A 12,324-nucleotide genomic window follows, 5' to 3' on the forward strand; every position below is an offset into this window, starting at 1 on the left:
GCAAAGCCATGACATTCCGTCAGCACCTTCATCGCCAACTCGACCCGGAAGCCTGGCCCGGCAGAGGCTTGTCGCCGCTCAACTGGGCGGTGTTCTGTCTGATCTGGCTGTCGATCGTCTTCGGCGTCGCGGCGACGGAGCCGAGCGTCGCCGGCTGGCTCGGCGGCAGGCTGCTTCTGATCGACCATTTATTGCTTGCGGTTTTCGCCGTTGAATATGCAGGCCGCCTTTGGGTGTGCGGGCTCAATCCGAAATTCCGGGGCGCGCGCGGGTTTTTCCGATATCTTGTGACGCCGGCTTCCATTGCGGATCTGGTCGTCATTCTGCCGTTATTGCTGCCGACCCCGTCCACATGGATGCTGATTTTCAGACTGCTGCGCATCCTGCGTCTCTTACGCCTCGCCGCGATGCCGCATATCCACGCCGCCATGCGCGAATTTTACGAAGCCCTTGCGGCCAAGCGGTTTGAATTGATTTTCACCCTCTTCCTCGGCGTGATTTTGATCCTGCTTTCCTCGACAACACTTTATCTCGTTGAAAGACAGATACAGCCGGAAATTTTCGGCTCGATCCCGAAAGCCATGTGGTGGAGCGTCGTGACCTTCACGACCGTTGGCTATGGCGACGCCGTGCCCGTCTCCACGCTCGGGAAATTCTGCGCCGGTCTCTACGCCGTCCTGGGGCTTGGCCTTGTGGCGATGCTCACCGGTGTCTTCGCCTCCGCGCTCAGTCACGCGGCGGAACTGCACGACAAAAACAAGAGCGTTGATTAGCGCGGCTAATATCCACTCCCCCCTCATCGGACGGGCGCAAGATAATGTGCGTGTGTTCCGGCGAAATGCCGGCAGCGGACGCGAATGTTCATGTGAGCGATGAACAGGAAGTTGCTTAACAGCCTATTCGAATTCTATCGTCACTTCTACGCGCCGGTTAAGCGGTTCTCGAACATTATCCTCTGTGGCCAAGGCGGGTCTAAGATCCCCAAAAGCGGACACCTCGATCAGTTCGGCGGGAATTCCGAAACTGATCAGGACATCTCTCACCGCCGCCGCCCGCTGTCGAGACAATCCCGTATATATGTTGTCATCTTCGGACGTATCCGAATGACCTTCAATACGAATGCTCAAAATCTCACTTTCCAATGATCGGACGGCGATTTCCTCGAGTAGCGAAAACCCTTCATAACCAATCACCGCCTTTTGCCAATCGAAATACACCACAGCTTCAAGAGGCTCGGGCGTTATGTCAGCATCTTCGACTAACCGAGGCGGGCATTCTGCATGTTGCGGAACTTCTGAGCCATCCCAGCACCTTTTATAATTTTCGCTATTGGCGGCGCGCCAAGCCGCCATAAAGGAATTGGGTTCATTGACCCAACTGATGGGGGCCCGGATCGCGCATCCTTGTGCATTCCTGCTCTTGTCAACCTTATAGAACGGAAAGTCATCGCCCCGATATTTTCGCCGCTCCGGGGCCAATGGCCGATCTTCAACCGGAACGCCTTTCAAGTCGCAAGCAACGTCACTGAGAATGTTGTCGCTATTAGCGAAATATCCATGGCCAAACAAATCTGTGGCGAAGCCAGTCGCATCAATTGATGTAACCCCATTGCGAACATAAATCCCGTCGCGGGTTGTAATCTGACCAAGCCGCCCGCGCGTTCCGTCAATACGGTTTAATATCGGATTTATTAAAAACGATGTGCCAAGAGGAAAGTCTCGCCGAGAGGCGTAAACAGTTGTGTCGGGTACAAAATTTTTCTTTTCAACCTTGTCCATGACGTCATCAAAGATGTCCTGGTCAACATCCGCGGCGGCGTGAATAATCCGAAATGTGGTATCGCCCTTCCCTTGCTGCACATAATCTTCAGCAAACGCCTCCACGGCGTTGGCGAAAACGCGATTACCCATGGAGTGAATGATAATATTGAAGGTTTTAACATCAGTTTCTTTCGTCAAGGTCGAAAGGAATTCCGCCAAAAACGGCGCAGACGCCTCCGCCTTCTTCTGATCCCATGGATAGGTATAAAATGCGGCGCCGTTTGGCCATGAAAACAACACGGGTTGTCCAAACGCATAATTCGTGTCGTCTGGCGGCGCGGACGGATCGAAAGTCAGATCGACTGCAAGTTGTGCAGAACGGACGACAGCGCTGTCGAAATCAACATTATACCCATGTATAAACAAGAGAACGGAATCACTGCGCAGCGATACAGCGTCTTTCAGCTCACTGATAACCGTATCTTTGTTTGCGCTGTTTATCGATGTGATTGAAACCGTCGTCTGCGTCGTAAGCGCATCTTCCGGCGGCCCGTCTTTTGAGTATTTAAGTTCGCCGCGCGCGCGCCCTTCCGGGTAGTCTTCGGAGGCGAGGTAAGGCAGCACAACTTCCGCACGGCCATAATGCAGCTGATCGTCCATGCGGTTGTTGAAACCCTGGACCAGACGATAGCCGTTATGGCGTCCTTCACTGTAGTTGGCCTGCCTGGTGGTGCCAAAAAATATCGTAACGCAATTCGCATTAGCGCCTGTGCGCTGGAGAACCTCCGCGCAAGGCGCATTATAAAGACCGTGCCGTTTATGTTCACGTGTAAGGTGCGGCCATGCGAGCACGGCCGCGATGATGAACAAGAAAGAGACTAATATAAAAGTGCGCATACGACGCGTTCAGATTATGGGCGCGCCCGGCAACCGGACGGGCGCGCCAGAATGATTAACTACGCGCCCGACATTTCCGCTTTGAGCGCATCGAGCGCATCTTGATCGAGATCAGGCATGCACGCCGCCGCCCAAGGATCGGCAGGCATAGGCCGGTTGAGCAGCGTCGTGTAATACTCGCGCCAGCTTGACGGCACGACCATTGAGGCTACGCCATTTTCATCATCCATTTCGACGACAATCGGGACGTACAAACGGCCGCCGGAACCGTCTTCATTCTTATTTTGTTCGTAATAACCGCCATCGAGTGTATCGCGTATTTTATGCATGATGCCGAACTTCTTGGCGGATTCCTTACCGGTGTTGCGGTCAACGCTCGTATGATGGCAGGCTGGCCCGCCTTCAAACTTAATCGGTTCCAGCGCCGCCGCCGCTGCTTGACCGACGCTGCCGCGTGGACGCAACTCAACCCCATTAGCGCCTTCAACAAGGGCGCCAAGGCGAAGATCGAGCCGACCGGATTCGCCAAACAGCGCCTCCTTACCTGTCAATCCGCTGCCCAGCCGAAAACTGAGATCGTTAGACTTTTCGATGACGCGGCTGAGAGTGGACCCCTCGAATACAGGAAACCTGAAACGTTCATCGCCATTGCTAGCCAGATCCTGCAACAATTCACGTTGCGCCGCGCTGAAACATTTGTCCGTATTAACGGAATAATTGTCCTCATAGTCCGTTGTCGACGCAATCAGCGAGTAAAGGAAAATCAGGCGGTCCACTTTGTTGAGCGCCTTGTTCGGAGCAAATTGCGTATCGCTGTCAATGTCGCCGCAAATCTTTTCAAACTGAAGTTTTGCAGCGTTGTCGCTTAAAGGCGGATTTGCGTTTTTGATCGCTAACAGCTGCTGGCGGTACGCCGGCGTATTGTTATTGTTCTGATTTGCAAGATCACCAAGGGTCACGCTCCGGTCTGCTTCGTGATACTTTTCTCCCAGGACCTCGGCATTACTTTCATAAGCAAAGCAGGAATCGATACCCGGGGTCGTGCATTGCGCAAACAAGGTTGGAAAGTAGTCAACACGGAACCAGATAGATTGGCCCTCGCCAAATGAAATAGACGATGCTGACTGTGTATTTGTCGGCCGATTGGCGGAAATGACAAACGTGTCGTGTTTTAAGGCAGGCTCGATCCCAAGCGGGAGTTCCGCTTCAAATTTTGACTGATTATCCTTACTCCACTCGCTCATGATTTGATTAATTCGCGCATTTATCGAGCTGGCGGCGAGTTCCGTTGCGCCGGCAACGACGCCGTCTGTTGGCGTTTGCGTAAAGAAACCGGCGATTTCTGCGATATCGCTGAATATCTGATTGACATCAACGCCATTCGATTTCTTGTAATGCAACTGAAACTCAAATTTCAGCCTCTCATTGGAGCGAGGCGCAATCCGGGGCGTTAATGGCAGAGCGCGGAAATGATACCTGCACCGCTTGTCATTCAAACGACTGAATTGCAGAACCGGATATTTATTGACGTAGTATTTATCGCCAGTCGATCCTGACGGCGACACCGAAACGGAAAGCACGTAACTGGTGTTTTTCTCCAGCCTTACCAAACCCGCCAACAACTTCCCAAAGCCCGACAGATTTCTCCCTTTACAGGTCACCGTGGAGAAAGATTGTCTATTGTCGCCATCAGGGGATATCGTTTCTATGTTTTCTTTATCTTCAATTCTGATCTGCGTATAAAACCGGCCCCAGCCTTCAATTTGCGCCTTTACCGTATCATCGGTCATGACGCTGCGATTATCTGACTGCAAACTCGTCAAATAGCTTCCATTGCGCAGGGGGGAGATTTTGGGAGCGGCGGCGCCTGGCTCAAATGGCGTTTCCGGCGGCGGCGCCTCTCCGACCGGACCAGTATCATCCTGAACGGTCGCACAGCCAATCATCAGTATACTGATGAAAAAAGCACAGAAAGCCTTGCACATATATGACAATTTCATGACCCCCTCCCCAAAAAAAAAGCGCGGCCAAATTATCACCAGATGTTGGGTGAAGCAACTGCATGAAATTTTAGGGCAAGTAATCTGGAAAACATTCCTCAAAAATGACGCCATCAGGATTGGCGCTCTGCTAGGCCATTGCTGCGAAGGAGAAATTTCAATTAGGACGTAGCGGGAGCGGCGGCGATTTTCAACTTCCGCTCCATTGAAAAAAGCCTTTATTTTAGGTATGAGTCATCGATGGGGAGTTCGGAGGGGAAATCATGTCGGGTGGTGGGATCAGGCTGTTTTTAGGCCTTTTTTTCATCTTTATTTTGGTTGTCAGCCTTGGCGCGTCACTCGCGTCAGCCTTTATGCCTGACGGCACAATCTGCTTCGGAAACCAAGGGGCGTGCGTTTATTCCGCCAGCCTCAATACATTTCTAGCTGTCGCGGGACTTTCCGGACTTCTTGCAATTGTTTTCTTTCGCGGGACTGACGGCGGCGCCGTCAGCGGCGCGGGCGTTGTTTTTGCGGGGATTATAGCCGCGCTGGCGTTGACGCCGGAAGTGCATGTAAACGGCTATGTGGCGCCCGCCGCGCATGACGCCGAAACAGGGGGCGGTGAATTAGCGTCGCGCATGTTGAGAACCATACAACGCGCAAGAACCATCGAATTTCAAGAAAACTTCACCTACGCCAATGATTCCGTACAGCTAATTAATGGCGGCCTGGCTGCTTTTCGATTTGTAATAAAACCTGAAGACGGCCCACAGCGTCTTTTGATCGATGTCATGGTGCAACAGGGCGATGAAGACGGCGATCCGATGATCGAGCTTTTCGCTGAACATGACGACGACACCCGTGATCGATTATCTCGCGATGACAATGGCGGCTCAGAACAAAACGCCCGGATTGAACGTGAACTTGAACCCGGAACCTATATTCTTACGATCAGAGACAGCAGCTACAATCCTATTCTATCAGCGGAACAAAAGGTGTTTCGTTTGTCGATTAAGCCATATTCGCTTGATAATATCGTTTCTTCGGATCGCACATTTACGCTTGTTCTGGGTGAAGAGGGCGGTTGTGTGGAGCGGTCAAGCTGCGACCTTCGCGTCAACGAGGTTAAAGCGCGCGCCGCTGTAGAAGACGACGACTTCTTTCGCGTAGACCTTCAAACCTTTGACAATGACGCCTGCCTGGTTGTCGACGTTGACCCGGAAGGCGACAGCGATACGCTTTTGGGAATTTTTGATGCGAACCGGGAGTTCATTGTCTCAAATGATGACTGGCGCGAAGAAGATCAAAGCTCTCGAGCCGTGCTGCCGGTTGAAAGCGGGACCCAAACGCTTCTTATTCATGTCACCAGCTTCAGCAGCGACACAAAGTATTCTTTGTATACAGAAATACGTCCGCGTGAAGCCGATGGTTCCTGCATTAGCGTTGAAAACTTTGAGCGTCCTGAGTTAGAGGCGCAGAACGCGAATTAACGGAATTGCAGCTATGCAAAAAGCCGGGAAACAGAAAATCGCATATCCTTTCCGGAAGCGCATCACTGAAAGCGTCGCGACAGCGTTTGCCGCCTTATTGTTGTCAGGATTAGTTGTATTAGGCGCTTCGACGCCAGGAGCGGCGCAAAGCATCCAGGGGGCGACGGACGACGAAAAGCGTGTCGCCACCCTGCGCGTTCACGAAAAACTCGCCGCCTTGGGGTACCCTATAGACGCGGATGACAGTGAATGGTCTTCTCAGTCGCGGCGAATGATGTTTCGCTTGCAGCGGCGAATGGGTATGGACTTGAAGGCTTTGGGGCCGCTGGAAGCCGATCAACTCCTTGCCGGCATTGATCCAGAAAAAGAGCTGGGTTGTTTCGGCTCGCCAGGCTCACTTTCCGATAATTCGGAAATGATCGATATAGAAATCACCTTTCTCGGCGACCGCCCCGAAGAATATCTGGCGGATATGTATCTGCGCCTCGCCCAATGCCATCCGGAGGTTCTCAGCCCGCGCCGTGTGGACGGTTCCGCGCTTCAATCCTTATCAATCGACGGCGACGGAGTGCGCGCCTTTCCGACCGTCAGAACAGACCGTGCAGCCGAAACCTATGTGGCGGCGACCCGTTTGTTAGGCAAAACCGTGGAAGACGGCGCGTCCGGCTCGGACTACGCCGAACCCGATGTTGTCGTAGAGCGATATGACTACAAGGTCATCAAAGTTCTGACAGAAGCTAAATTCGAAAATGAGGCAAATGGTGATGATGATGATCGGACAAGCGCCGCCGTCTTAACAGCCGTCGCGCCAACGCCAGATATACGCGATATGGAAAGAGTATGCAGTGATCTTGGCTATCATAGAGATTGCATTGATCCATCGAAACTATTCACGCACTCGACTAATGACGGGCGCCAGGCCCTGGCGGTCAATGCGGCGATCGATCATTTTTCTTTGACATTGAAGTTGTCAGTTCCAGAACAGAGCGCGCGCGCGATAGCAATTGACGCGATTGACTTCGTCCGCTCCCGGAATGAGGTCATGCGCGGCGTAAACGGCCGCGACTTGCCCCAAGTTTATTACGGTCGCTCAAGCGCCGGCCCCACCGATGTTTCTCTTTACGGATTATACTCAACCATCGACAAAATTGATGAACGGTTCGATCAGATTCGCAACGCCGTCGAATGGCTGGACAATGATGAGGTAGCTTTCCTTTCATTGAAAAGCTGGGAGCCGCTCGAACAATCTGAAGTCAGCATCGTTGAATATGCTTTCGACGAAAAGCAGCTGATGGATGTTGATGTCCTTGATCCGGCGGTAAAAACTCTTGGCGGCAATATTGAAAAACTGACTGCAATTTCACGTCTTAAAAATGAGACTGATGCTCGCAAGCCAATTTCCGCCCCTCCGCGTGAGAATGACGACGATGTCAGCCATGGCGTGCATGTGGCGTTCCTCGTTGGCGGCAAGGAAAATGTCGGAAACCAGTCAGGATCGAAACGGCACGGCTTTCTTGGCCAGGACAATCGATATGAAGTCAATTTTCGGCCGCCAAAAAAATGGGACGACGCTATCTTAGACCCATCGAAAAGAAAGAAATCCCCTGGCGTCGTCAATCGCAGCTATCGGATGAACGAAGAACATTGTGCTACAGGCGAAGGCGGCATTCAGTTGAGCGCCGTATTATCCCCGGCGGAGAAATTTGAACATTCCGGCATGACGACCGGCGACCACCCGAAGCCGTTTTTTGATGTCGTTGCAGCACCGTATATCCATAGCGATTGTCTGGGAGATGAGAACACGCCCCCGACCCTTCTCACCTGCAACGGATTTGATACGGCGCCGCTTGCCTGCCTTGGCTGGTATGCCGGCGGCATTGGCGTCGCGCCAATGGATGTTGACAACGGGCGTCTGCAGGCGACAGTCGTTGAGAAATTTGAAGCGAGATACAAAAAGAGTGATGGGACGACGGGGAAGGCAACGACGTTTGTAGATTATTTGAAAGAGGTTCCGTGGATTGGCGCGCCAGGGATCAATATTGTCAGCGCAGACGTGCATAAGGAAAACGACACTAACGTCGAAGGCGAGGCCGGATATCGCCCTCGCTCAGGATCGTCCATGGCGGCTCCGATTGTCTCCGCTTTGGTGTCCCGGCTTCGTGCGAAAAACCCTGATTTGAAGATGAACGAAGTAAAGCAGTTATTGTTCGCTTCTGCTACTCCGCTCGACCGGCATGCGTCCAAAATCAATGAGAAATTCAGCACGAACCCTGAAAATCACGCGCAGGTTTTCGGCATGGTCAGTTATGCGAAAGCGCTGCTCGCAGTGCCGGACCGCATCAATATTTGGGTCACCGACTGCCGGAAATGGGACAACAAAAAGGATCTGCAACCTATCCGTATTATCGATACGCGCGCTGTACTGAGCGGTCAGGGAAGCGATTTCGGATGCCTTATCGTCGCTACTCAGATCGCTCTGCACAGCAGCATCAAGGATAGCCACCCTTTTATAAAAACGAATTCGAGCCAGCCCTTTGCATTGATTAAATACAAGAACGAGCAAGACCAATATGTTTGGCAACGCTTGAGAGAAGAAACTCACACAAATTGCGCTAATGACGGTGTTGTTTCTCCGTGCTTCTGGATCAAGCGCGATGATAACATTCCGTTCTCCGGAGAAGACTGCTGGTTCACAAATGAACAGAATGTCGCAGAAGAGCAATATGCATCATTGGCTTGTCTGTCTGTGAACGCGGTCAGGCGAGACAAGGACGGCCTGCATAAAGTGAAGATAGGTCTCGACTTGAATGACGTGTCGCATATCTACTGGCTTAAACACAGTGACAGCCTTTTTTTCGCCAGCGATAGTTGATCAGGAAAACCCATGGATATTTCTGAAAAGATTGCAGGGAAACGACATCCTTTGCAAACGTGGACGGTTATCCTGGCGGCGGTTGTCGCCGGAGCCATGGCGCTGCTCGGTCCAGTCCGCGCAGAGATATCTAACTCGACAAAAAATGATGCAAATATTTTTCTAGTGACAGCCAGCCGATTTTCAAGCGACAAAGCGCCATGCATCGCGCCGCCTAAAAAGAGCACCAACCGAATAGAACAATATCGCTTTTTGCTGGAGGTCGATGATCCTGGCGCCGGCCCCTGGACGTTCACAATCCAAACTGGCCGTCTCGAAAAAAATAAAAACATTCCGGAAGAAAAACGCGATCAATTTCGTCTAACTTTAGATCATGCGACAGCGAAAAAAGGAATGCGTGTGATCACGCCAATCCTGAATCTTGATCAGGATAAATATTGTATTTCATTTGAAGGCGACCGCTCAAGCAGGCCTGTCATAAGGGTAAAAGCGAAAGTCACAGACTCGCGGAAAACACGCTCGCTGTCTATTCGCGCCAGCGCGCCGGGCCGCCCGGAAAACTATGTCTATGCAAGTGAAATCTGGAAAGAATGCGTCGACAGCGAATGTCTCGGCCTTTTTGAGGCGCAGGACCCGTTTGATTATAAGAAAGCGCCGATTGAACAGCCCGGATTGTCTTTATGGCCCGATGAATTAAGCGCACGCCTGAAAAGCCTGCAAACGCCCTCCGAGCGCCGAGACCAGGTGTTGACGCAAAGGCTTCAACCGGCGCTGGAATCGATCGTTTATTTAAGAACGCTCCGGTATGATAAAGACAACGACGGAGGCTTTAGAATTTGCAAAGGGCGCAAAGGTTGCGACAATAGATGTACAGGCTTTTTCGTCACCCAACGCCTTATCGCAACAAACGCGCATTGTCTGTTTAGCAAGAATGCGCAAGGAAAATATGACAAGTCCCACGTCAACGCTGTTTACGGCTGGACGAGATCGGCGGGCGGCGGCGCCTATGATGAAGCACGCTCGCCTGACCTGCAGCATTTGACGCCGATCTTTGTCGGTAAAGCCATGAGCTCGGATTACGCGCTTTTATGGGTGGAAGATGAAAATTTCCGCGAAGGCGGGCTGCAGCCGGACCAATTACCCAAACCCGTGAAATTTTCAGCCGATGGCGGCGATGGGGATGTGACAGCGATATTTCCTTCTATCGATCAGAAATTGACTATCTTCGGTTACCCGGCGCCAGCTAAAGACGCACAAAATTTTCCAACGCGTGCGGATGCGATGATCGGCAGTTTCGACGATTTTTGCCGAAACCCGGAATTGCATGGCAAACCTCATTTCATCGCTGAAGTGGACGGTACGCGCTCGATGCGTCACTTATGCGATACAGAAGGCGGGGCTTCGGGCAGCCCGGTTTTTGATCGCGCGCTTGACCGCGTGCTGGCGATTCATTGGGGCGGTTTTGTCTGGGAGGGCGAAGGCGAGAACGGAGAAAAGACTTATAGCCGCTGCAGCGATGACGATAGCAATCCAGACTATGAATACTGTACAAATATGGCGTTTCCCGTATGCGCGCTGAGAGACCACTTGAGAAACACACATTGGATAAAAGAATCCGGCGACCTTCTCTCAGTCACGAATAAAAGCTGGCAACTGCCTTACGCAACAGAAGAATTTGATCACCAACCGTTGCCGGGCGGGTGGCCGTATAGCGAAGCGGTTCGCAGCGACCCCGACTTATTGCGTCAGACCTATGTTACGCGCGCCAAACAAGTTTTCGATATACTCAACCGCACGCAGTTCAAGGGCAATCTGACGGCCAAGGTCGAAGATGTGTGCAGAAATGAGTGCTTGCCGGGAAATAGTGACCTGCTTGGAAGGCCGGGACGCTGGGCTAAATGCAATTAATCATGCTTGATGCATTTTGAAAGTGAGCAGACTTATGGCCTGTTACAACCGGTAACCGTCGCCACGCCGCCTCACGACAATGCTCTACCCTTTTGGTTTGGCCTTTGCTCCGTCCATCAAGAGCGGCATTAACGGGAAATGCTGTTCCGGGCCCAAGGCGCCATGGTGTCTTTCCCCCTTATAACTGAACCATAGATTTTGTATTTTTCTACGAAACTGACGTGTCACTCCTCCATAGGTGCAAGTATCGGACTCAAATTAGATAGTGTTACCTCATGTCGGCGCTTCTTTACTCTGGCATGACATCAACGCGACCGAATTCGAGGCTGCATAAGGTTTTCGTTAGGCGGACTCGATCTACCGACCGGACCAATCCTGCAGGGTAATTTTTACATAGGCGATAACTGTAAATATTCCAACACGAAACCTCCGCTTAGTCAGTGAGCATGACGATGATTGGCATCACTTTTATGCTGTCGACCCTATTAGCCTGCGAAATGGCGGCGCCTGAGACTTTCTATCCTGGTGAAATTTGAACATACGAAGCCCATGAATATCTAGACTGGATATCGGTGAGCGGCGATGTCATTTTTTTTCACGCGTGCTACGCCGGATTTTTTATCATCGCTCATTTATAAAGCGCGCAACGTAGACGGTGTCCGGAAAATCGAACTGGCGTCCTTTTCCACCGGACCCTACGACGCCGTTTTAACTATCGATCTGCACAACAACGTCGCGCTTTTCACATCGACACGCGAAGGTGAGGGCTTCGACGGAGCCAACTGGAACATCTGGCGCGCTGATATTACCGACTCTGAAGGCGCGACTTTCGGAGATCCCTCTCTGCTGCCTGCGCCAGTTAACACAATACATAGTGAGTGCTGTACCGTCGCCGGCGAAGGCGACTCGTTCTTCTTCTCTTCCGATCGAGCCGGTTCATGGGACATCTATGAAGCGACCACAAATGATGACGGCGGTTATGAAGTCTCCATGCTCGAAGGCGCACTCAATACAAAAGAAAGCACTTGGCCTAGCGCCGATCTCGCAGAAGAATCGATCCTACTCTTCAGTTCTATTCGGAAAGCCGGTGCGGGCGGGGATGACATTTACTATTCAATTTTAGACGCCGGAATGTGGTCGGCGGGCAAGATGCTGGGCGAACCCATTAACAAGGCTGGATTTGAAGACGGCGCCCGCGTTTTCAACGGGTCCTTCTTTTGGTCGAGACGGCCTAAGCAGGCGCGTAGTCCGGCGGAGGGGGAATTGAATGTGTCCAATATTTTCTCTATCCCGATGGCCTGCGCCAATGTCAATCGTTAGGGCGAACAGCGACAAGAAGCTAAATCTTGTTCGGCTTTGAGGCAGAGCCAAAGCACTGAAGCTCGACTTCGACAACGATAGATTAACCAGACGAA

Annotated in this window: 7 protein-coding genes; 5 read left to right on the forward strand and 2 right to left on the reverse strand. The window is 51.9% G+C overall.

Translation table 11 applies throughout. The annotated features are described in order from the left end of the window. The first annotated feature begins 8 nt into the window (after positions 1-8). Complete coding sequence (locus ACFC5L_RS15115; RefSeq protein WP_375203542.1) at positions 9-773, forward strand: potassium channel family protein; 765 nt, start codon at positions 9-11, stop codon at positions 771-773. A 123-nt stretch (positions 774-896) separates the two neighbouring features. On the opposite strand, the gene ACFC5L_RS15120 is transcribed toward ACFC5L_RS15115, so the two are convergent. After that, a complete protein-coding gene (locus ACFC5L_RS15120) occupies positions 897-2,630 on the reverse strand; it encodes an alpha/beta hydrolase (protein ID WP_375203541.1) in 1,734 nt (577 codons plus the stop codon). Positions 2,631-2,716: 86 nt separating this feature from the next. Continuing rightward, positions 2,717-4,657 carry a hypothetical protein gene (locus ACFC5L_RS15125; protein WP_375203540.1) on the reverse strand — a complete coding sequence of 647 codons (1,941 nt, stop codon included), beginning with the start codon at positions 4,655-4,657 and terminating at the stop codon, positions 2,717-2,719. Positions 4,658-5,193: 536 nt separating this feature from the next. Between ACFC5L_RS15125 and ACFC5L_RS15130 the strand changes: the two genes are divergently transcribed. From ACFC5L_RS15130 to ACFC5L_RS15145, 4 genes are all read left to right on the forward strand, one after another. Further along, on the forward strand, positions 5,194-6,129 hold the full coding sequence (locus tag ACFC5L_RS15130; protein WP_375203539.1) for a hypothetical protein: 936 nt from the start codon (positions 5,194-5,196) through the stop codon (positions 6,127-6,129). Positions 6,130-6,142: 13 nt separating this feature from the next. Continuing rightward, positions 6,143-9,001 carry a S8 family serine peptidase gene (locus ACFC5L_RS15135; RefSeq protein WP_375203538.1) on the forward strand — a complete coding sequence of 953 codons (2,859 nt, stop codon included), beginning with the start codon at positions 6,143-6,145 and terminating at the stop codon, positions 8,999-9,001. Between the two features lie 12 nt (positions 9,002-9,013). Next, a complete protein-coding gene (locus ACFC5L_RS15140; protein WP_375203537.1) occupies positions 9,014-10,909 on the forward strand; it encodes a trypsin-like serine peptidase in 1,896 nt (631 codons plus the stop codon). 582 nt (positions 10,910-11,491) lie between these two features. Further along, positions 11,492-12,229 carry a hypothetical protein gene (locus tag ACFC5L_RS15145; RefSeq protein WP_375203536.1) on the forward strand — a complete coding sequence of 246 codons (738 nt, stop codon included), beginning with the start codon at positions 11,492-11,494 and terminating at the stop codon, positions 12,227-12,229. Positions 12,230-12,324 lie beyond the last annotated feature (95 nt).

Source organism: Hyphococcus sp., assembly GCF_041986965.1.
Classification (GTDB): domain Bacteria; phylum Pseudomonadota; class Alphaproteobacteria; order Caulobacterales; family Parvularculaceae; genus Hyphococcus.

What these genes read in the sequence shown, in the direction of transcription:
- ACFC5L_RS15135 (WP_375203538.1), top strand. Translation starts at nt 6,143, where the DNA reads ATGCAAAAAGCCGGGAAACAGAAAATCGCATATCCTTTCCGGAAGCGC.
- ACFC5L_RS15140 (WP_375203537.1), top strand. Translation starts at nt 9,014, where the DNA reads ATGGATATTTCTGAAAAGATTGCAGGGAAACGACATCCTTTGCAAACG.
- ACFC5L_RS15125 (WP_375203540.1), bottom strand. Translation starts at nt 4,657, where the DNA reads ATGAAATTGTCATATATGTGCAAGGCTTTCTGTGCTTTTTTCATCAGT.
- ACFC5L_RS15145 (WP_375203536.1), top strand. Translation starts at nt 11,492, where the DNA reads ATGTCATTTTTTTTCACGCGTGCTACGCCGGATTTTTTATCATCGCTC.
- ACFC5L_RS15115 (WP_375203542.1), top strand. Translation starts at nt 9, where the DNA reads ATGACATTCCGTCAGCACCTTCATCGCCAACTCGACCCGGAAGCCTGG.